Origin of the sequence: Marivibrio halodurans (genome assembly GCF_017963645.1) — a bacterium.
GTDB lineage: Bacteria > Pseudomonadota > Alphaproteobacteria > UBA8366 > Aestuariispiraceae > Marivibrio > Marivibrio halodurans.
Map to the genome: position 1 here is coordinate 57,436 of NZ_JAGMWN010000001.1, position 20,459 is coordinate 77,894.

The 20,459-nt window shown below is 66.8% G+C and carries 17 protein-coding genes; all 17 read left to right on the plus strand.

Annotated elements, in window-relative coordinates:
- The first annotated feature begins 24 nt into the window (after positions 1–24).
- The 17 genes from KAJ83_RS00175 to KAJ83_RS00255 all read left to right on the plus strand — a co-directional run bounded on the left by KAJ83_RS00175 (position 25) and on the right by KAJ83_RS00255 (position 20,449).
- Complete coding sequence (locus KAJ83_RS00175) at positions 25–2,163, plus strand: peptidase domain-containing ABC transporter (RefSeq protein ID WP_210680002.1); 2,139 nt, start codon at positions 25–27, stop codon at positions 2,161–2,163.
- 2 nt (positions 2,164–2,165) lie between these two features.
- Positions 2,166–3,455 carry an HlyD family type I secretion periplasmic adaptor subunit gene (locus tag KAJ83_RS00180; protein ID WP_210680003.1) on the plus strand — a complete coding sequence of 430 codons (1,290 nt, stop codon included), beginning with the start codon at positions 2,166–2,168 and terminating at the stop codon, positions 3,453–3,455.
- A gap of 58 nt (positions 3,456–3,513) precedes the next feature.
- Complete coding sequence (locus tag KAJ83_RS00185; RefSeq protein ID WP_210680004.1) at positions 3,514–4,818, plus strand: Zn-dependent hydrolase; 1,305 nt, start codon at positions 3,514–3,516, stop codon at positions 4,816–4,818.
- On the plus strand, positions 4,815–6,044 hold the full coding sequence (locus tag KAJ83_RS00190) for an alpha/beta hydrolase (protein ID WP_210680005.1): 1,230 nt from the start codon (positions 4,815–4,817) through the stop codon (positions 6,042–6,044). The genes KAJ83_RS00185 and KAJ83_RS00190 overlap by 4 nt, the downstream gene beginning before the upstream one ends.
- Before the next feature lie 198 nt (positions 6,045–6,242).
- The gene (locus KAJ83_RS00195; protein ID WP_210680006.1) at positions 6,243–7,904 is read left to right on the plus strand and encodes a long-chain-fatty-acid--CoA ligase; all 1,662 of its coding nucleotides are present in this window, start codon (positions 6,243–6,245) and stop codon (positions 7,902–7,904) included.
- A gap of 28 nt (positions 7,905–7,932) precedes the next feature.
- Entirely contained in the window at positions 7,933–8,697 is a 765-nt protein-coding gene (locus KAJ83_RS00200) for an SDR family NAD(P)-dependent oxidoreductase (RefSeq protein ID WP_210680007.1), read from the plus strand.
- Positions 8,694–10,502: an acyl-CoA dehydrogenase gene (locus KAJ83_RS00205; RefSeq protein WP_210680008.1), complete on the plus strand. Its 1,809-nt coding sequence runs from the start codon at positions 8,694–8,696 to the stop codon at positions 10,500–10,502. Before KAJ83_RS00200 ends, KAJ83_RS00205 begins: the two co-directional genes overlap by 4 nt.
- A 64-nt stretch (positions 10,503–10,566) precedes the next feature.
- Positions 10,567–11,430, plus strand: a complete 864-nt coding sequence (locus KAJ83_RS00210) for a 3-hydroxyacyl-CoA dehydrogenase family protein (RefSeq protein WP_210680009.1) — start codon at positions 10,567–10,569, stop codon at positions 11,428–11,430.
- Positions 11,431–11,446: 16 nt separating this feature from the next.
- Positions 11,447–12,235: an enoyl-CoA hydratase/isomerase family protein gene (locus KAJ83_RS00215; RefSeq protein ID WP_246484120.1), complete on the plus strand. Its 789-nt coding sequence runs from the start codon at positions 11,447–11,449 to the stop codon at positions 12,233–12,235.
- A gap of 204 nt (positions 12,236–12,439) precedes the next feature.
- On the plus strand, positions 12,440–13,291 hold the full coding sequence (locus KAJ83_RS00220) for a FadR/GntR family transcriptional regulator (RefSeq protein WP_210680010.1): 852 nt from the start codon (positions 12,440–12,442) through the stop codon (positions 13,289–13,291).
- Complete coding sequence (locus KAJ83_RS00225; RefSeq protein ID WP_343221906.1) at positions 13,288–14,478, plus strand: thiolase family protein; 1,191 nt, start codon at positions 13,288–13,290, stop codon at positions 14,476–14,478. The genes KAJ83_RS00220 and KAJ83_RS00225 overlap by 4 nt, the downstream gene beginning before the upstream one ends.
- A gap of 108 nt (positions 14,479–14,586) precedes the next feature.
- Positions 14,587–15,891, plus strand: coding sequence for an ABC transporter substrate-binding protein (locus tag KAJ83_RS00230; RefSeq protein ID WP_210680011.1), 1,305 nt, complete (start codon positions 14,587–14,589; stop codon positions 15,889–15,891).
- Between the two features lie 172 nt (positions 15,892–16,063).
- On the plus strand, positions 16,064–16,966 hold the full coding sequence (locus KAJ83_RS00235) for a branched-chain amino acid ABC transporter permease (RefSeq protein ID WP_343221907.1): 903 nt from the start codon (positions 16,064–16,066) through the stop codon (positions 16,964–16,966).
- Between the two features lie 3 nt (positions 16,967–16,969).
- Positions 16,970–17,965, plus strand: a complete 996-nt coding sequence (locus KAJ83_RS00240; RefSeq protein ID WP_210680012.1) for a branched-chain amino acid ABC transporter permease — start codon at positions 16,970–16,972, stop codon at positions 17,963–17,965.
- On the plus strand, positions 17,962–18,747 hold the full coding sequence (locus tag KAJ83_RS00245; protein WP_210680013.1) for an ABC transporter ATP-binding protein: 786 nt from the start codon (positions 17,962–17,964) through the stop codon (positions 18,745–18,747). Before KAJ83_RS00240 ends, KAJ83_RS00245 begins: the two co-directional genes overlap by 4 nt.
- The gene (locus tag KAJ83_RS00250; RefSeq protein WP_210680014.1) at positions 18,744–19,403 is read left to right on the plus strand and encodes an ABC transporter ATP-binding protein; all 660 of its coding nucleotides are present in this window, start codon (positions 18,744–18,746) and stop codon (positions 19,401–19,403) included. The genes KAJ83_RS00245 and KAJ83_RS00250 overlap by 4 nt, the downstream gene beginning before the upstream one ends.
- Entirely contained in the window at positions 19,400–20,449 is a 1,050-nt protein-coding gene (locus KAJ83_RS00255; protein ID WP_210680015.1) for a phosphotransferase family protein, read from the plus strand. The genes KAJ83_RS00250 and KAJ83_RS00255 overlap by 4 nt, the downstream gene beginning before the upstream one ends.
- Positions 20,450–20,459 lie beyond the last annotated feature (10 nt).

Sequence of the window (20,459 nt, forward strand, 5' to 3'; positions counted from 1 at the left end):
ATCGGCGAAGGAACGGTTCGGGGCATGGTGGCGAACGACAGCGAAGGGCAAGCCCGGCATCCCCCCTCGGACGCCGTCCGCGAAGGCGGCGGGGGCGGCGGCGGTCGGTCGGGCGGCTTCCGGCGGCGCCTGTTCGCGCCGCTCGTGGCGCGCCTGCCCGAGCTTGTCGCCACCAGCCTCTTCATCAACATCCTGTCGATCGCGGTGCCGATCTTCGTCCTTCAGGTCTATGACCGGGTGGTCTTCCAGGCCGGACTGACGACCCTTCAGGGGCTCGTCGCGGGCGTGCTGCTGGCGGTGGCGTTCGATTTCCTGCTGCGCCTGTTGCGCGGGCGCATGGTGCAGCGGACCGCGATCCGGATCGACGCGGATGTCGGCCGGTTGCTCTTCGGCAAGCTCGCGCGGCTGCCGCTGGCCGCGCTGGAGAAGCGCACGACGGCGCAGTGGCACGGGCTTCAGCGCGACGCGGAACTGGCCCGAAACGTCGTGGCGGGCCCGCCGCTGGTGATGGTGATCGATCTACCCTTCGTGGTGATCTTCATCGCGGTCATCTGGATCATCGCCGCGCCCATCGCCTGGGTGTTGTCGTTGGTGGTGGGGGCTTTCCTGCTGTTGGCGCTTCTCTCCCAGCGGCTGATCGCCCGTTCGACCGAGGCGGAGCGGCGCGCCCAGGCCGACCGCGACGCGGTGACGACGGAAATGTTCCACGGCCGCGCGACGATGAAGGCGCTGGGCCTCGCGCCCGCGCTTTCCGCGCGCTGGGAGGACCGCCAGGCCGGGCTGGTCGAGAGCAGCCTCCGTCGGGGCACCTTGAGCGATATCTTCGCCAATTCCGGCATATCGCTCAGCCTGCTGGCGACGGTGGCGATGACCAGCGTCGGCGCACTCGCGATCATTGAGCAGGATATGACCATGGGCGCGCTGATCGCCGCCAATATGCTGACCAACAAGGTCATTCAGCCGATGAACCAACTTGTCGGCATGTGGCGGCAATTGGTCGGGTTCCGGGATGCGCTGCGCCGTCTTTCCGCGTTGTTCGAGACGGCGGACGAAATCGGCGCCAACGCCATCGACCGCCCCAGGCCGTCGGGCCATCTCAGCGTGCGCGAACTGACCTTCGCCTATGGCCGAGAGGCGCCGGTTCTCGAAGCCGTCACGCTGGAAATCCGCCCGGGACAGGTGCATGGGATCATCGGGCCCAACGGCAGCGGCAAGACCACCTTCCTGATGATGCTGCAACGGCTCTACCCGCCGGCGGGCGGACGGATCATGCTGGATGGCGTGGACCTCACCCAATTCTCGCGCGAGCAGTTGAGCCGATGGGTCGCCATCGTGCCCCAGGACCCCTTCTTTTTCACCGGCACCATCAAGGAGAATATCGCGGGCGGGATCGCGTCCCCTTCGGACGAGCGGGTGCTGGCGGTCGCCAAGCTGGCCGGCGCGGACAGCTTCATCGACGAACTGACCGACGGTTACGAGACCGCTATCGGCGATGGGGGGCGGCGCTTGTCGACGGGGCAAAGGCAACGGCTCGCGATCGCGCGCGCGCTTTATCCCGACCCGCCGGTGCTGTTGCTTGACGAGCCGAGTTCCAGCCTCGACCGCGCGGCGGAACAGACGCTCGCGCGGACGCTGCGCACGCTCGCGACCGGCCGGTCGGTCATCGTGGTGACGCATAGCCCCGGGCTGCTTTCCGTCTGCGAGACGATCACGGCCTTCCAGAAGGGGCGGGTCATGTTGAGCGGTGGCGGCGCGGAGGTACGCCGCCAGATTCTCGGCGACAAGCCGGGCGCGGAGGCGTCGGGCACCCCGGGGAAAGAGACGGCGTCGGGCCGCCCGCCGTTGCGCCGCGTACCGCTCGCCCCCGTGGCTCGACCACCGCTCAAGCCGCCGCTCAAGCCGGCGGCCACGGCCGGGGTGGAAGATGGGCGAGACGGTCGCATGAAGGGCGGGTCGGACACGGCCGAAACCGATGCGCCGCCTGCGTCTTCCCGGGAAGGCCGGAAGACGCGGGCCAAGGGCAAGGGTAAGGCCGGTGGCAAGAAGGCCGGCGCGAAGAAAGCGCGCGCGCGGAAAGATACCGCGCGAAAGGAACCTGACGACGCACCCACACCCGCACTCGATGATACCGCCGCGCGCGGCTATGGGGAGGCGGCGGAATAGCCATGGCGACCCTCGACGACATCGTCGCGCGCTATCCCGCGCCCCGGTTCCAGCCGCTGGCGTGGCTGTTGATGGGGTTGTTGGTCGCGACCGGCCTGTGGGCATGGCAGGCGAAGCTCGACACCGTCGCCGTCGCGCAGGGCACGGTGGTGCCGCAGGGCGAGATCAAGGTGGTTCAGCATCTTGAGGGCGGCGTCGTTCAGGCCATTTTCGTGCGCGAGGGGACGGTTGTCGAGGCGGGGCAGCCCCTGCTGCAACTCGACCTCTCGACCAGCGCGACGAACACGGAGGAATTGGAGGTTCGCCTCGACGGCTTGGTCCTGAAGCGTGCGCGGCTGGAATCGGAAGCGGCTGGCGAGCCGCTCTCCTTCCCGGAGGATGTCGCCGTCCGCCGGCCGGTCCTGAGCGCGGCCGAGCGACGGACCCATGAAAGCCGCCTCGACAATCTGGAGGGCAAGGTCCGCGTACTGGAGCAGCAGGCCGAGCAGCGCGCGCTGGAGATCAATGAGTTGAATGTGCGGCGGCGCTCCGTTTCGAACGACCTGTCGCTCGCGCGGGAACGCTACGACCTTTCCCAGCCGCTCCTGGCCAGTAAGCTGGTGACGCGGATCGAGCTCAACGAGATCGCGCGCGACGTCCAGCGCCTGGAGGGGGAATTGGCCTCGATCGATGCCGGTCTGCCGCGGGCCCGCGCCGCGCTGGAGGAGGTGGAGGAGAAGCTGGCGAGCGCCCGGCAGGAGTTTCGCACCGACGCTTCCGGGCAGTTGAGCGAGGTGGAACTGGAAATCCGCCGGCAGGAGAAATTGCTGGACCGCGCGCGCAGCGAGGCCGGCCGGATGGAGATCGCGAGCCCGATCGACGGCGTGGTCAAGACGCTGGTGCATAACACGGTCGGTGGCGTGGTGCGGCCGGGCGAGCCGATCATGGAAATCGTGCCGACCCAGGACCGTCTGGTCGTCGATGCCCGCATCGACCCGATCGATATCGGCCATATCGCGGAGGGCATGCCGGCGACGGTCAAGATCACCACCTATGATTTCGTGCGCTATGGCGGGTTGGAGGGGACCGTCACCGCCGTTGGCGCGGATATCGAGCAGGACGAGCAGGGCAAGCAGTTCTTCAAGGCGGAAATCGAGACCGCACACTCCTATCTTGAGCGCGACGGCCTGACCTATCCCATCCATCCGGGCATGCAGGCCACGGTGGATATCCATCTGGGGGACAAGACGGTCCTGGACTTCCTGATCCAGCCCGTGCTGAAAATGCGCTACGAGGCCTTCCGGGAACGCTGAGCGGCGCGAGAACCGAGGCGCTTCCGGCCCATTACGATCAATCCGGGGATGGAAAATCATGACCGATCTTGCGGTGGAGGCGGCGGCGCGCGCGCCCGCGATCGACGGCGAACGCCTGTGGCGCAGCCTGATGGAGATGGCGCGCATCGGCGCGACGGATAAGGGCGGGTGTTGTCGCCTCGCGCTGACCGATCTGGATCGGCAGGGGCGGGACCTCTTCCGCCGCTGGGTCGAGGCGGCGGGCTGCACGGTCGAGATCGACAGCATGGGCAATATCTTCGCCCGCCGCCCGGGCCGCGATCCGGCCCGACCGCCGGTCGCGACGGGCAGCCATTTGGACACCCAGCCGACCGGAGGAAAGTTCGACGGGGTCTATGGCGTGCTGGCCGGGCTGGAGGTGGTTCGTGCCCTGAACGACGCGGATATCGTGACGGAGGCGCCGGTGGAAATCGTCGTCTGGACGAATGAGGAGGGGTCGCGCTTCGCCCCATCGATGATCGGCAGCGGGGTCTTCGCGGGCGTGTTCGACGAGGCGAAGGCCTATGCGACGCTGGACCTCGACGGGTTGAGCCTGGGCGACGAACTGGCGCGCATCGGCTATCGTGGCGCGGCGCGGTGCGGCGACCATGAAATCGGCGCTTTCTTCGAGGCGCATATCGAGCAAGGCCCGATCCTGGAGGCGGAGGCGCGCACCATCGGCGTGGTCGAGGGCGCGCAGGGCATGAATTGGTACGATGTGGAGATCACCGGCGCCGAAAGCCATGCCGGCACCACGCCGATGAACCGCCGGCGCGATGCCTTCCTGGCGGCGGCGCGGGTCGCGGACCGGGTGGTGGCGATCGCGGCGGATCACGGCCCGGCCGGTGTCGCGACTGTGGGGCAGGTGCAGGTCTTTCCCAACAGCCGCAACACGGTGCCGGGGCGGGTCGCCTTCTCCGTCGATCTGCGCCATCCGGAGGCGGAGGCGCTCGCCGCGATGGATGCGGCCATGCGCGCGGCGGTGGCGGATATCTGCGCGGCCGATGGCGGTGGCGGTGGTCTGACCTTCCGGATCGAGAGGATTTCGGCCGAGGCGCCGATCCGTTTCGATCCGGACTGCGTCGGCGCGGTGGAACGCGCGGCGGCGGCGCACGGCCTCTCCCATCGCCGAATGGTTTCCGGCGCGGGCCACGATGCCTGCTTCATCGCCGGGGTGGCGCCCACGGGGATGATCTTCGTGCCTTGCGCCGACGGGATCAGCCATAACGAGGTGGAGAGCGCGACGGCGGAGGATCTGGGCGCCGGGGCCCGTGTGCTCCTTTCCGCGATGTTGGAACGCGCCGGGATCGCGGACGCGGGCCAGAATGGGGACGACGCATCATGAAGTTGGATTATGCCGACTCCCCCCTGGTGCCGCCCGCCGCGCCGGACGGCGCGCGCGCCGTCCATATCGGTCCCTTGGCGGCGGATGACGGCGGGATGCTCGCCGGGCGGTTCCTGGGCGCGATGACCATGCTGGGCCGCGCGCTGGCGGCGGAGAAGGCCGGGCCGCCGCATCTGGTCGCGCTCACCATCCGCACGGGCGACGCGCAGGCCCTGCTGGACGCGGACCGATGGGAACTGGAACTGCTCTATCGCGAGGCCCTTGGCGGGAATTTCTGCCAGATCGCGGTCGTCAGCGACCCGGATTTCGACCTGGCGGTCGAGGCGCATGCCATCGTGCCCGTCCCGCCGGCGGGGCCGATCCATGCGGACATGGACGCCGCCACCCTCAATTACGAATATTCCGCGCGCGCGCAGGTACCCGGCCATATGGCCCATTTCCACGCTTGGCGCACGGAGGGCGCGGCCTATCGCGCGGCGCATCTGACGGCGGAACTGCCCTATGGCGAGGGGCCGGGCCAAGCCATCGACCTCTATATGCCGGAGGGGGGAGAAGGGGCGCCGCCGCTTCACATCTTCATTCATGGCGGCTACTGGCAGGCGCTGGACAAGTCGGATCACGGCCACCTCCTCGCCGCGATGGGCGCGGCGGGCCATGCCGTCGCGGTCATCAATTACGATCTGTTGCCGAAGCCGGGCCTGACCATCGACGATCTGGCGGAGCAATGCCGCCGCGCGGTCGAGGCCCTGTGGCGTGCCGCGCCGCTATATGGCTATGACCGGGCGCGGATCACGATTTCCGGCCATTCGGCGGGCGGGCATCTGGGCGCGGAATTGGCGGCGACCGACTGGCCCGCGCGGGATACGGACATGCCGGCGGATCTGGTGAAGGGGGCGATCCTCGTTTCCGGCCTCTATGATCTGGAGCCGCTGCGCCTCACGGGCGTCAACAAGGCGGTCGGCATGGATGAGGCGACGGCGGTCCGGCGCAGCCCGATCCATATGAAACCGGCACATCCGTTGCCGGTCGTCGTCGCGGTGGGCGGGGCCGAATCCTCGGAATTCCATCGGCAATCGCGGGCCTTCGCCGAGGTTTGGGCGCATCGCGGCGCGCGGACGGAGTTCCTGGCGCTCGACGGGCTCAACCATTTCACTGTGCTGGAGGCGTTTGGCGATCCGTCATCGGCACTCGGCGCGCGCGCTCTCCGGCTTATGGCCACGTTATAGACGCGCGGTTGGCGCGGGAGCGCATCCGGCCCCGCCGATTTTCCCTGCGACGGTTCCCGGCCATGCTTGCCCGCGATGGTTCTCCATTGCCGCGCGGTTTCGCATCGGCCATTATGTGCCTCAGAACGATTGTCCGACAAACGGACCGCAATGCCGGCATTCGCATGAAAGGCCGGTCCGGGAGGAACGGGGCGACCAATGGGGGCCACGGAACAGGATACGGCAGGCGGGGGCGCGCCCGTGCCGTCGATTTTTGACACCGATCTGCCGCGTCGGACGGCGAACTACCAGCCGTTGACGCCAATCACCTTCCTGGTGCGCTCCGCGCGGGTGGTGCCGGAGCACACGGCGGTGATCGACGGCGATCAACGCTGGACCTATCGGGAGATGCATGCGCGCTGCGCGCGGCTCGCCCATGCGTTGGAACGGCTCGGCGTGCGGCCGGGGGAATGCGTGGCGGCGCTCGCCTTCAACTCCCACGCCATGCTGGAGGCGCATTACGGCGTGCCGATGGCGGGCGCGGTGCTGAACGCGATCAACACCCGCCTGGATGCGGAGGCCATCGCCTATATCCTGGATCATGGGGAGGCGAGGGTGCTGCTGGTCGATCCCGATCTGGCGGCGGTAGCGGAGAAGGCGCTGGCCCTCGCGCGCAACAAGCCCGTCGTCGTCGATCTGGACGGCCCGGCCTATCCCGACGGGCGGCGCATCGGCGATCACGGGTACGAGGCGTTGCTGGCGGCGGCCGATCCGGCCCATCCCTGGCCCGGCATCACGGATGAGTGGCAGGCGATCGCGCTCAACTACACCTCGGGCACGACGGGCGCGCCGAAGGGCGTCGTCTATCACCATCGCGGCGCCTATCTGAACGCGATGGCGAACCATATGGGCTTCCGGCTGGCCCCGCACGCGGTCTATCTGTGGACCCTGCCGATGTTTCATTGCAACGGCTGGTGCAACAGTTGGGCGATCACGGCGCTGATGGGCACGCATGTCTGCCTGCGCGCGGTCGATCCGGCGGCGATCTTCCGCCTGATCGACGACCACGGCGTGACGCACATGTCGGGCGCGCCCATCGTGCTGAACATGCTGATGAACGCGGAGCCGTCCGCGCGCCGGAAAAGTACCCACCGGGTCGCCTACACGGTCGGCGGGGCGCCACCGCCGGCCGCGCTGCTGGAGCGGGCGGAGGCGCTCGATTTCGACGTGCTGCACGGCTATGGGCTGACGGAGACCTATGGGCCCGCCTCCTGCTGCGACTGGCATGCCGATTGGTCCGCCCTGCCGATCGCGGAGCAGGCGGAAATCAAGAAACGCCAGGGCGTGCCGACCCTCGGCCTCATCGACATGACGGTGCTGGACCCGGAAAGGATGGTCCCGGTCCCCGCCGACGGCGCGACCATGGGCGAGATCGCCATGCGGGGCCATGCGATCATGAAAGGGTATCTGAAGGACCCGGCGGCGAGCGCGGCGGCGTTGGATCGTGGCTGGTTCCTGTCCGGCGATCTGGGGGTGCTGCATCCCGACGGCTATGTCGAATTGCGCGACCGGTCGAAGGATATCGTCATCTCCGGCGGGGAGAACATTTCCAGCCTGGAGGTTGAGGGCGCGATCTTTCGCCATCCGGCGGTCCTGGAATGCGCCGTCGTCGCCATGCCGGACGAGAAATGGGGCGAGACGCCCTGCGCCTTCGTCACCGTGAAGCCGGGTGAAAGTCTGACGGAGGCGGATGTCATCGACTGGGCGTGCGCGCATCTGGCGCGCTTCAAGGCGCCGCGCCGGGTGATCTTCGGCGAATTGCCCAAGACCTCCACCGGCAAGGTTCAGAAGCATCTGCTGCGCCGGCGGTTCGATGAATGATCAGTATCAGCAAGGGATGAATGAAGGCATGAAGGGATCCGATCTTTTCGATCTGACCGGCAAGGTGGCGCTGGTGACGGGGGCGAGCCAGGGGCTCGGCGCGCGCTTCGCGGAGGTGTTGGCCGAGAACGGCGCGGCCGTCGCGCTTGCCGCGCGCCAGACCGACAAGCTGGAGACGCTGAAGGCGCGGATCGAGGCTTCGGGCGGCACCGCCCACGCGGTCGCGCTCGACGTCACGGACGAGGCGTCTGTCGCGGCGGCTTTCGACGCGGCGGAGGGGGCGCTCGGCCCCCTCGATATCGTGATCAACAATGCGGGCGTCGCGATCAGCAAGGGGTTGCTCGATGTCACGGCCGAGGAATGGGACAAGGTCCTGGATACCAATCTGCGCGGTGCCTTCCTGGTGGCCCAGGCGGCGGGCCGACGCATGGCCGAACGCGGCGCGGGCAGCATCGTGAATATCGAATCCGTGCTCGGCTATTCGGTCATGAAGGGGGTCGGGCCCTATTGCGCCTCGAAAGGGGGGCTGGGCCAGTTGACCCGCGTCCTGGCCGCGGAACTCGCCCGTTTCGGCGTGCGGGTCAACGGTATCGCGCCGGGCTATATCGGGACGGACATCAACCGCGACTTCTTCGCCACGGAGGCGGGCGAGAAACTACGCAAATCCATCCCCTTCCGCCGCGTGGGCGAGCCGGAGGAACTGGACGGCACCCTGCTGCTGCTGGCGTCCAAGGCCGGAAGCTACATGACCGGAAGTACCGTCGTCGTCGATGGTGGGTTCCTGACCCGATGAGCGCGGACGCGATCCTGAGCGAGCGCGATATCGCCTTCGTGCTTCACGAGCTGCTCGATGCCGAAGGACTGACCCGCTATGCGCGGTTCGCGGAACATGGGCGGGAGACCTTCGACGGCGCGCTCGCCACCGCCCAGCGGATCGCGACGGAGCAGTTCGCGCCCCATAACCGCAAGGCCGATTTGAACGAACCCCGGTTGGTCGACGGCCGGGTCGAGATCATTCCGGAGGTGAAACCGGCGCTGGAGTCCTTCGCCGAGGCCGGGTTCTTCGCCGCCCACGCCGATTTCGAGCGGGGCGGCATGCAATTGCCCTGGACGGTGGCGCAGGCCTGCTATGCCTGGTTCCAGGCGGCCAATATCGGCACCTTCGCCTATGGTTTCCTGACGGTCGCGGCCTCCAACCTGTTGAACGCCTTCGCGACGGAGACGCAGAAGGCCCGCTATATGCAGCCCATGCTGGAGGGGCGCTTCTTCGGCACGATGGCGTTGAGCGAGCCGCAGGCGGGCTCCTCCCTCGGCGATATCCGCACGGTGGCGGAACCGGACGGGGAGGGCGGCTATCGCCTCAAGGGAGGCAAGATGTGGATTTCCGGCGGCGATCACCCGCTGTCGGAAAATATCGTTCACCTGATGCTGGCGCGTCTGCGCGACGCGCCGCCGGGGGTGAAGGGCCTTTCCCTTTTCATCGTGCCGAAATACCGGTTGGACGCGGCGGGCGGTCCGGGGCCGGAAAACGGCGTCGCGCTCGCCGGGCTGAACCACAAGATGGGCTATCGCGGCACGACGAACACGGTGCTGGATATCGGCGGGGACGGTCCGTGCCACGGCGAACTTCTGGGGGAGCCGGGCCAGGGCCTAGCCTACATGTTCCATATGATGAACGAGGCGCGCACCATCGTCGGCATGTCATCGGCGATGCTGGCCTATGCGGGTTATCGCCACGCCCTCGGCTATGCGCGGGAGCGGCGGCAGGGCCGACCCGTCGGCGCCAAGGACCCGGCCGCGCCGCCCGCGCGCCTGATCGAGCATGCGGATGTGCGCCGGATGCTGCTGATGCAGAAGGCGATCGCGGAAGGGGGGCTGGCTCTTTCCCTCTATGCCGCGCGGTTGGTGGACGTGAAGGACGCGGACCCCGACGCGGAGGCGCGTCGGGAGGCCCATCTGGTCCTGGAAATCCTGACCCCGATCGTGAAGGCCTATCTCTCCGATCGGGCGTTGGAGGCGAACGACGCGGCCATCCAATGCCTGGGCGGCTATGGTTATACGCGCGATTTCCCGGTGGAGCAGTATTGGCGCGACAATCGCCTGAACCCGATCCATGAGGGGACGAACGGCATTCAGGCGATCGACCTCGCCGGGCGCAAGGTCGCCATGGAGGAAGGGGGCGCTTTACACGCGCTGGCCGCCCGTATCGACGCGACGGCGCGTGCCGCCAGTGCGTGGGAATCCCTCGCCCCTTGGGGGCGGGCATTGGGCGATGCGCTCGCCCGGTTGGAGGGGACGGCCGCCCGCTTGGTCGAGATCGGTCGGGGCGAGGGCGCGCCCGTCCAACTCGCCAACGCCAATGCCTTCATGGAGATGGCGGGGCATCTGACGCTCGCCTGGATGCACCTCAAGGCCGCGCTGGTGGCGGCCGACGCGTTGAAGGTTGGCGCGGAAGGGGCGGAAGCGGACTTCTATCGCGGCAAGCTGCACGCCTGCCGCTATGTTTTCACGGTCGATCTGCCGAAGACGGAGAGGTTGGCCGCGCTGTGCGAAAGCGCGGACCGCACGGCCTTGGATATGGCGGAGGACTGGTTCTGACCGAATGAATCGGTCCATGGCGGGAGGTGTCCCGACCCTGATGCAATTGGAGACAAGGAAAATCATGGCCATTGAACGGATCGGCGTCGTCGGCGCCGGCATGATGGGGGCGGAGATCGCCTATATCTTCGCGCTGTCGGGCGCGTCGGTGAAACTCTCCGATGCGAGCGTGGAAGCCCTGGCCCGCGCCCGTGCGCGGCATGAGGCACTGCTGACCAAGGCGGTGGAGAAGGGCGCGATCGACCGCGACGGGGCCGACGATGTGCTGATGCGTCTCGAAGGGACGACGGACCTCGCCGATTTCGCCGACCGGGATATGGTGATCGAGGCCGTGTTCGAGGATCAGGAGGTTAAGGGCGGTATCTTCAAGCGCCTCGACGACATCCTTCCGGCCGACTGCCTGATTGCGAGCAATACCTCCTCGATTTCGATTTCCGTGCTGGCGAGCTATCTGAGCGAGGCGCGGCGGCCGAACTTCATGGGTCTGCACTTCTTCTCGCCGGTCAGCCGGATGAAGCTGGTGGAGGCGATCAGCGCCTTCGAGACCGACCCGGCGGCGCTGAAGCGCGCTCAGGATGCGTGCGAGGCGGCCGGCAAGGTCGCGATTCCGGTTAAGGACGTGGTCGGTTTCGCGGTCAACCGACTGTTGATGGCCTTCTTCATCGAGGCGAACAAGCTGGTGGAGGAAGGTGTCGCGACGCCGGAGGATATCGACACCGCCTGTCGTCTCGGCCTTGGCCATCCGGTCGGGCCGTTCAAGCTGCTGGACGAGGTCAGCAACCCGCTCGCCCTGCAGGTGATGGACATCCTGCACGACGCCTATGGGGAGCGTTTCCATCCGCCGCTGTTGATGAAGCAGATGGTCCATAGCGGCCGGCACGGGCGCAAGGCCGGGCGTGGCTGGTACGATTACCGCGGCGGCGCGTGAGAGGGGGAGGGAGGCGATGATGAACGATACGGTCCTGGTGTCGGACGACGGGGCGGTACGCACGCTGACGCTCAACCGGCCGGATAAGATGAACGCCCTCGACCTTGAGATGGCGGATGCGTTGTTGACGGCCGCGCGCGACGCGGCGGCGAGCGCGACGGTCCGCTGCGTCGTCCTGCGCGGGGCGGGACGCGGTTTCTTCGCCGGCGGCGATGTGGCCGAATTCGCCCGGCACGGCGAACGGGCGGGCGATTATGCCGGTCAGTTGATCGACCGCTATCACCCGGCGATCGAAACGCTGGTCCGGATGGAGAAGCCGGTGCTGGCCGCCCTGCACGGGCCGGTCGCGGGCGCGGGCCTCAGCCTCGCCATGACGGCGGACCTCGCGGTCGCCCGCGAGGATGCGGTCTTCTCCCTTGCCTACAGCTTGATCGGGGCATCGCCGGACGGTGGCTCGACCTATTTCCTGCCGCGCCTGCTGGGGCGGCGGCGGGCGATGGAAATCGCCATGCTCTCCGACCGGTTCGACGCGCGAAAGGCTTTGGAACTCGGCCTCGTCAACCGAATCGCCTCGGCGGATGGGTTCGATGAGGCCGTGACGGAATGGGCCCAGCGGCTCGCCGCCGGACCCACCGGCGCCTATGGGCGGATCAAGCGGCTGATCGACGGGTCGCTCGACCGTGATCTTTCCGGACAACTCGCGGCGGAGCGGGAAGCCTTTCTGGAAGGCGCGAAAGGGCCGGATTTCCAGGAGGGAATCCAGGCTTTCGTGGGGAAGCGCAAGCCGGATTTCGAGGGGCACTGATGCAAGAGGGGCCGTGCACGCGCTTGCCGCTTGACGCTTCCTCCATCGGGCGGCTACGGTTCACTTGTCCGACAAACGGACGATGAAGCGCCCGGTGAGAGGGGCCGCGCGATTTGATGTCGCGGCGGCGTCCCTCGGACAATGGGCGCGCACGGGCAAATGCGCATGAGCGGACGCGCACGGGCGAACAGGGGTCAGGAAACGATGAGCGCGGATGGCGCGGCGGTCGATCCATCGCACGCCCCGGCGCGGGACTCGGCCACCCAGGCCGGGCAGGGCGCGGGCGGCGAGGACGGCGACTCCCTCCATTTCCGGAAACTCGCGGTCGCGCCGACCTATCGGGTCGTGGCGGAGACGATCGAGCGCGAGATCATGGAAGGCCGTCTGCAGCCGGGGGACCGCTTGCCGTCCGAGACCGCGTTGGCCGAGCAGCTTGGCGTCAACCGATCCACCGCGCGCGAGGGGTTGCGGCTTCTCGAACAGACCGGGCTTGTCGAGCGGAAGTCAGGACGCCGCCTGCATGCCGCGATCCCCGGTCATGTGGAATTGAGCACGCGGGCCAGCCGCGCGTTGTTGTTGCAGCAAGTTACCTTCATCGACCTTCATCAGTTGCTGATGGCGTTGGAGCCCGCGGCGGCCGCGATGGCCGCGACCACGATCGGCGAGGACGATCTGGCGGCCCTGGAACGCAATCTGGCGGAGACCGAAGCGCGGGTCGAGCGGGGGGAGACCATCACCGCGCTCGACACCGAATTTCATGAGATTATCAGCGCGGCCGTCGGCAATCCCGCTTGGCTGATGGCGCGCGAGGCGGCGGCGAAGCTGCTGTTCCCGGCGGCGGACCCGATGATGTCGCGGCTCGATCAGGCGCCGCACCGGCTGGTCGCGGCGCACCGCCGGATATTGGACGGTTTGCGTGCCGGCGATGTGGAGGCGGCGCGCGAATGGATGCGTAAGCACATCATCGATTTCAAGCGTGGCTACGAGCTGGCGGGCCTGCCGACCGATCGGCCGGTCCATCATCCGCTCAATCAGGAAAAGGACGAACAGTCGTGAGTTCCACGGAGATCTGTATCGCGGGCGGCATGCGCACGCCCTTCGGCGATTATGGCAAGTCGCTCAAATATACGCCCATGGTGCAACTCGGCATCCATGCGGCGAAGGCTTGCGTGGAGAAGGCGGGTATCGACCCGGCGAAACTCGACCACTCGGTCTGGGGCAATGTCCTGCCTGTCGATCATGACGGGTTCTACGCCAGCCGCGCGGTCGCGCTCGGCATCGGCATGAAGGAGGAAAGCTGCGCGCTCAATGTCAGCCGCGCCTGCGGCTCCGGCACCCAGGCGATCATCACGGCGGCCGAGCAGATCATGAGCGGGCACGGCAAGCTGGCGCTCGCCGGCGGCGGGGAGAATTTCTCGCGCGGGCCCTATATGGATACCGCGGCCCGCTGGGGCGCGATCCGCGGGCCGAAGGTGATGGAGGACAGCCTCGACTGGGCCTATCGCGACCCCTTCAGCCGGGAGTTGATGGGGGAGACGGCCGAGAATCTCTCCGACGACTTTCAATATACCCGCGAGGCGATGGACGAATACGCGCTGCTGAGCCAGCAGCGTGCCGGTCGGGCGATCGAGAGCGGCTTTCTCGCGCGTCAGATCGCACCGATCGAGGTGAAGGAAGGCAAGGGAGCCCGCGTGATGGAGATGGACGAGTTCCCGCGTCCGACCGTCACGGCGGAGAAGCTCGCCAAGCTGAAGCCGGTGTTCCGCGAGGGCGGGCGGGTGACGCCCGGCAACTCCTCCGGCGTCACCGACGGCGCGGCGATGGTGATCGTCGGCGACCGCGCGGCGTTGGAGGCGGAGGGCGTGGCGCCTCGCGTCCGGCTCAAGGACTGGGCCATCGTCGGCGTGCCGCCGCGCATCATGGGCTGCGGTCCGGTGCCCGCGATCGCCGCGTTGCTGGAACGTAACGGTCTCGCCCTGGGCGATATCGACTATTTCGAGATCAACGAGGCCTTCGCCGCGGTCAATCTGCATACCGAACATAAGCTCGGCATCAGCCGCGACAACACGAACCTCTATGGCGGCGGTATTTCGATCGGCCACCCTCCGGGTGCGACGGGTACGCGGATGACGCTGGTCGCGATGCAGCATTTGGAGGAGGTCGGCGGCCGTTACGCGGTCGTCAGCATGTGCATGGGCGCAGGCCAGGGCATGGCCGTGCTTCTGGAATCGATCGGCCATTGAACGAGACCAAGAAAAAACAAGGCGGCCGAACGGAAAAGCGGGCACGACGACGGGCCGGGTGGGCCGGCACGCGTTTGATGTTCGCGAAAACAGGGAGGTGAGTTCTCTATGGTGAATACGACCCTCAAGAGCCTGATGGCCGGGGCGGCGATGGCCGCGCTCGGCCTCGCCGCGGCCGGATCGGCCGCGGCCCAGGATGATACTTACAAGATCGGTGTCGTCACGTTCCTCAGCGGTCAGGCGGCGGAGAGCTTCGGCGTCCCGGCTTGGGACGGCGGCAAGCTGCTGATCGAGAAGCTGAACGCGGGCGAGGTCCCGGCGCCGTACGACACGGTCGGATTCGGCGGCATGAAGATCGAAGCGATTCCGATCGACGAAGCCGGCGGCGCGACCAAGCAGGTGCAGGAGTTCCGCAACCTGGTGCAGCGCGAGAACGTGGATGCCGTGATCGGCTATGTGTCATCCGGCGACTGCCTGGCGATCTCGCCGGTGGCGGACGAGTTGGAGGCGCTGACCATCCTCTATGACTGCGGCACGCCGCGCGTCTTCGAGGACGGTTCCTACGAGTACGTCTTCCGTACCGCCGCCCACGCGACCATGGATAACGTGTCGATCGCCCGCTATCTGAAGGCGCGCGACATGAAGGTCGGGACCTTCGCGGGCCTGAACCAGGATTATGCCTGGGGTCATGACAGCTGGCGCGACTTCACCGCCTCGATGGCGCAGCTCTATCCGGAGGCCGAGGTCACGGCCGAGCTGTTCCCGGCCTTCGGCGCGGGCCAGTACGGCACGGAGATTTCCGCGCTGATGCGCGAGGGACCGGATGTCGTGCACAGCTCCAACTGGGGCGGCGACCTTCAGTCGTTCCTGCTTCAGGCGCTGCCGCGCGGTCTGTTCCAGCGTAGCCAGGTCGTGCTTTCCGCTGGTGACCACTCCATCCCGCCGCTTGGCAAGAACATGCCGGAAGGCGTCGTGCTGGGCGCGCGTGGTTCCTATGGCCTGCTGTCCCCGGACACGCCGCTCAACGACTGGTGGTTCAAGACCTATCAGGATGAGTATGACGTGATCCCGGTTCAGGCGCCCTACCGCATGGTGCAGGCGCTGCTCGGTCTGAAGTCGGCGATCGAGAAGGCGATGGAGGCCAATGGCGGCAACCGTCCGACCAAGGACGAGATCGCGGCTGCCCTGAAGGGGCATGAGTGGGAGAGCCCGGCAGGCATGATCCAGATGAAGCTGGGTGACGGCCATCAGGCGATCCAACCGACCGCGATCGGCACCACCGCCAAGGACGAGAACGGCGACACCATTCTGGTCGATATCGAGCGGTTCGCGGCCGAGTGCGTGAACCCGCCCCCGGGCCAGAAGAGCGTGGACTGGATCAACGCGGGCTTCCAGGGCGCGAAGTGCGAGTGATCCTTTCCTGAAAGGCATGCCGGGGCGCGATCGGTCGTTTCGACCGGCCCGCGTCCCGGCGGCCTTCATATCGCTGAAGTCCGGCACGTCGCGGGGGAGGCATGACCCGCGCGGCGTCCAGAACCGGACCCGGCGCAACGACGACGAGATGAGGTGAGGGGGGAGCCGTCCCGTGGAATTCGCCGACATCCTGACGATTTTGGTCGATGGCGTGGTCTATGCGTCATGGCTATTCATCGTCGCCCTTGGTCTGACCCTGATTTTCGGGGTGTTGCAGATCCTGAATCTGGCGCATGGCAGTCTCTATGCCGTCGGCGCCTATGCGGCCGCGAGCTTCACGATGCTCGTCCCCTATTTCGGGTTGCCGCCGGCTTTCTCTCTGCTGGCGATGCTGATCGCCGCGCTGGCGGTGGCGCTGGTCCTGGCACCGATCCTGGAACGGGGACTTCTTCGTCTGTTCTACGGACGGGACGAGGTGCTGATCCTGCTGGTGACCTACGCGGTCTTCCTTGTTTTGGAGGATGTGACCAAGCTGGTGTGGGGCGTGCAGCCCTATTACGTGTTCGAGCCGCGCAATCTGTTCGGCAATGTCGAGATCGGCCAGCTCTTCTATGTCGGCTATGATCTGATGCTGATCGTTCTGGCGGCGATCTGCGGGCTCGCCGTGTGGCTCGGTCTCAACAAGACCACGACCGGCAAGGTCGTGCTGGCGGTGATCCATAACCCGGACGTCAGTGCCTGCATGGGGGTGCGGGTCAACTGGATCTATCTGCTTGCCTTCTTCGTGGGGGTATTCCTGGCGGCGTTGGCGGGGGCCTATACCGCGCCGTTGATCTCGGTCCAGCCGGGCATCAGCGTCAATGTGATCATTCTGAGCTTCGCCGTCGTCATCATCGGTGGGCTGGGTAGCATTCCCGGCGCGGCCATCGGCGCGCTGGTGGTGGGTATCGCCCGGGCCGCCGCCGTCTACGAATTCCCGGAAGCGGAGATATTCATCATCTATCTCGTGATGGCCATCGTCCTGGTGTTCCGCCCGGAAGGCCTCTTCCAGCGGACGCAAGCGAGGAAGATCTGAGCCATGCACGCTTCAACGAAAAGAACCTGTCTCGCCGGCCTGATCGCGGTCATCCTGCTCGTTCTGGCCGGGTTCGTCTTCCAACATTGGCAGACCTGGATACTCTTCACGGCGACCAAGGCGATCGGATACGGGCTCGTCGCGCTCGGCATCATCACCTTGATGCGCGGGGGGCTCGTTTCCTTCGGGCAGGGCCTGGTCTATTGCACGGGCGCCTATGCGTCCGGGTTGATGGCGACCCGCTTGGGCGTGACCGACGCGCCGGTGCTGCTGGTCGTGGGCATGCTGGCCTCGGCGCTGCTGGCGTTGATCGTCAGCCCGCTGATCGCGCGCTATCGCGGCATCTTCTTCGCCATGTTGACCGTGGCGCTCTCGATGGTGCTCTACGGCGTGCTGGTGAAGATGAACGCCATCGGCGGGTCCGACGGCTTCACCTTGCCGGAACCGACATTCCTCGGCTGGCAGCCGAGCGTCGATTACGCCGATCTCGCGCTTTATCTCCTGGCCGCGGTCGTCGCCGTGGTCGCGTCGACGGCGACGCGTCTCTATTACGACTCGATGGCGGGGCTGGTCGCCCTGGCGGTCCGGGAGAACGAGTTGCGGGTGGAATATCTCGGCTCCTCCGTCTTTAAGGTGACGGTGCGCCATTTCACCATCGCGGGCGCGCTCGGCGGTCTCGGCGGTACGCTGAACGGCATGGCGCTCGGCCATATCGACCCGCTCTTCAGCTTCTGGACCACGTCGGGCGAGTTCGTCTTCATCGCGGTCCTCGCGGGCTATATCAGCGTCTCGGCGGTGTTCCTCTCGGCGATGATCCTGGAACTCGTCCGGTCCTTCTCGAACCTCTACTTCCCGGAGACATGGCAACTCATCCTCGGCGGGTTCCTGATCGTGGTGATCGTCTTCCTGCCGGGTGGAATCGGGTCCTTCTGGGAGCGGGTCAAGGAAGGCCGTGCCGCCCGCGCGCAAGCCGAGCAAGAGGAGGGCGCCGGATCATGAGCGATGCAGCAATCATCCTGGAAGCCCGCGATGTCCAGAAGCGCTTCGGCGCGGTCGTCGCGGCGCAGGACATCAACATCAAGGTCGGACTGGGGGAGAAACTGTCCCTGATCGGCGCCAACGGCGCGGGCAAGACGACCTTCATGAACATCGTGACCGGCTATCTGAAGCCGGATGCCGGATCGATCCATTTCGACGGGCTGGATGTGACCAAGCTGAACCCGCGTCAGTTGACCCGACGCGGAGTTTGCCGGTCGTTCCAGATTCCGCAGCTTTATGAGCCGATGACGGCGCTGGAGAATCTGCTGGTCGCCATCGGTACGTCAAATCAGGCCTTCTCGCTGTTGCGGCCGGCCCGCGATGCGGCGGTGTTGGATCAAGGACACGCGTTGCTCAAGCGGTTCGGACTTGAGGGCTATGCCGAACGCAAGGTCAGCGAACTGCCCGGCGGCGTGCGGAAGCTTCTGGATATCGCCATGGCGCTCGTCCGCCGCCCGAAGGTGCTGCTGCTTGACGAGCCGACAAGCGGCGTCAGTGTCGACGAGAAGTTCCCGCTGATGGAGACGGTGATGGAGGCGCTTTCCGAGGAGGAGGTGACCGTCATCTTCGTCGAGCACGACATGGAGATCGTCACCCGCTATTCCGATCGCGTGCTGGCCTTCTATCAGGGGCAGGTGATCGCGGACGACGATCCGGGCGAGGTGTTGGCGGACAAGGCCGTCCAGAAGTACGTGACCGGCACGGCCAAGGCCGATGCGGTGGAAGAGGAGGCCGGCGCATGATGCTTTCGGTCGAGAACGCGCATGTGAAGATCGGCGCGATCGTTGCCCTGCGCGGCTTTTCGCTCTCCCTCGGCGAGGGAGAGATGGTCGGGCTCACCGGCCGGAACGGTGCCGGGAAGACCACCTTCATGAAGGCGGTCATGGGGCTGCATAAACTCCAGCAGGGCGGTGTCTCCCTCGACGGGCGGGATCTGACCAAGGTAGCGATCCATGAGCGCGCGGCGCTCGGCATCGGCTACATGCCGGAGGATCGCGCGCTGATCCCCGACCTGACGGTGGAGGAGAATATCCTCCTGCCGACCTGGGTGACCAAGAGCCTGGACGGCCCGGCGCGCCTGGAGACGGTCTACGAGATCCTGCCGGAATTGAAGGAGATGCGCGCGCGCAAGGCGCTTCTGCTCTCCGGTGGGCAGCAGAAGCTGGTCGCGCTGGCCCGCGCGCTGGCGGTCGGCACGCGGCTTCTGCTGCTGGACGAGCCGTTCGAGGGCGTGGCCCCGGCGCTCAGCCAGCGTCTGGCCGATGTCATCGGCGGGTTGCGCGGGCACAATATGGCGGTGATCCTAAGCCAGTCGGAACTTAACCATTCCTTCGACATCTTCGACCGCGAGTTCGTGATCGAGCGCGGCGCCAACATGGCGGCGAAGGAGAACGCATGACCGACGATACGGGCGCCCGGCCGGTCCGGTCGGACCGGGTCGAGTTCGATATCGATATCCTGGCGAAGTACCTGAAGGGGCGGTTCGGGGAACTCGGCGATCTTACCGGGGTCGAGCGGTTTTCCGGCGGACAGTCCAACCCGACCTTCCGGTTGAGCGGAACGGCAGGCGCCGTGGTGCTGCGCAAGCAGCCGCCGGGGGAAATCCTGCCCTCCGCCCATGCCGTCGATCGGGAGTTCCGGGTCATGCGCGCGTTGGCGGAAACGGACGTGCCGGTGCCCCGCATGCTGCATTACTGCGAGGACCGCGAGGTCGTCGGCACGCCCTTCTATGTCATGGAGTATCTGGAAGGGCGTGTTTTCCACGACTGCTCCCTGCCGGATCTGTCGGCGGACGAGCGTGCCCAGGTCTATGACAGCATGAACGCGGTCATGGCGGCATTGCACCGGATCGATCCGGCGGCCATCGGCCTCGACGATTTCGGCAAGCACGGGGGCTATTTCGCGCGCCAAATCCGGCGCTGGTCGAAGCAACTCGACCTCTCTCGCACGAACGACGTGACCCGGCACGAACGCGTGCGTGACTGGCTGACGGAGAATATGGCGGCCGACGACGAGACGCGCATCTGCCACGGCGATTTCCGGCTGGGCAACATCCTGTTCGCGCCGGACGCGCCGAAGGCACGCGCGCTGCTGGATTGGGAACTCTCGACGCTGGGGCATCCGCTGGCGGACGTCGCCTATAACTGCATCGTCTATCATTCCTCGACGGACGAATATGGCGGCATTCTGGATATCGACTATCAAGCGCTCGGCATACCGAGCGAGCGCGACTATCTCGCGCGCTATTACGAACGGACCGGCCGGGACAGCCGGATGGAGACCTTCCATCTCGCCTTCTCGCTTTGGCGCTTCGCGGTGATCTTCGAAGGGATCGCCGCGCGCGCCAAATCCGGTAACGCCGCCGCGGAGGACGCGGGCAAGGTCGGGCAGTTGAGCCTCGCCTTCGCCAAGCGCGCGGCGGACCTGATCGACGCGGACGGCTGAGGCCGTCGCG

What these genes read in the sequence shown, in the direction of transcription:
- KAJ83_RS00220 (WP_210680010.1), top strand. Translation starts at nt 12,440, where the DNA reads ATGAGCGCGGATGGCGCGGCGGTCGATCCATCGCACGCCCCGGCGCGG.
- KAJ83_RS00230 (WP_210680011.1), top strand. Translation starts at nt 14,587, where the DNA reads ATGGTGAATACGACCCTCAAGAGCCTGATGGCCGGGGCGGCGATGGCC.
- KAJ83_RS00190 (WP_210680005.1), top strand. Translation starts at nt 4,815, where the DNA reads ATGAAGTTGGATTATGCCGACTCCCCCCTGGTGCCGCCCGCCGCGCCG.
- KAJ83_RS00215 (WP_246484120.1), top strand. Translation starts at nt 11,447, where the DNA reads ATGATGAACGATACGGTCCTGGTGTCGGACGACGGGGCGGTACGCACG.
- KAJ83_RS00205 (WP_210680008.1), top strand. Translation starts at nt 8,694, where the DNA reads ATGAGCGCGGACGCGATCCTGAGCGAGCGCGATATCGCCTTCGTGCTT.
- KAJ83_RS00180 (WP_210680003.1), top strand. Translation starts at nt 2,166, where the DNA reads ATGGCGACCCTCGACGACATCGTCGCGCGCTATCCCGCGCCCCGGTTC.
- KAJ83_RS00250 (WP_210680014.1), top strand. Translation starts at nt 18,744, where the DNA reads ATGATGCTTTCGGTCGAGAACGCGCATGTGAAGATCGGCGCGATCGTT.
- KAJ83_RS00200 (WP_210680007.1), top strand. Translation starts at nt 7,933, where the DNA reads ATGAAGGGATCCGATCTTTTCGATCTGACCGGCAAGGTGGCGCTGGTG.
- KAJ83_RS00175 (WP_210680002.1), top strand. Translation starts at nt 25, where the DNA reads ATGGTGGCGAACGACAGCGAAGGGCAAGCCCGGCATCCCCCCTCGGAC.
- KAJ83_RS00240 (WP_210680012.1), top strand. Translation starts at nt 16,970, where the DNA reads ATGCACGCTTCAACGAAAAGAACCTGTCTCGCCGGCCTGATCGCGGTC.
- KAJ83_RS00185 (WP_210680004.1), top strand. Translation starts at nt 3,514, where the DNA reads ATGACCGATCTTGCGGTGGAGGCGGCGGCGCGCGCGCCCGCGATCGAC.
- KAJ83_RS00210 (WP_210680009.1), top strand. Translation starts at nt 10,567, where the DNA reads ATGGCCATTGAACGGATCGGCGTCGTCGGCGCCGGCATGATGGGGGCG.
- KAJ83_RS00255 (WP_210680015.1), top strand. Translation starts at nt 19,400, where the DNA reads ATGACCGACGATACGGGCGCCCGGCCGGTCCGGTCGGACCGGGTCGAG.
- KAJ83_RS00195 (WP_210680006.1), top strand. Translation starts at nt 6,243, where the DNA reads ATGGGGGCCACGGAACAGGATACGGCAGGCGGGGGCGCGCCCGTGCCG.
- KAJ83_RS00245 (WP_210680013.1), top strand. Translation starts at nt 17,962, where the DNA reads ATGAGCGATGCAGCAATCATCCTGGAAGCCCGCGATGTCCAGAAGCGC.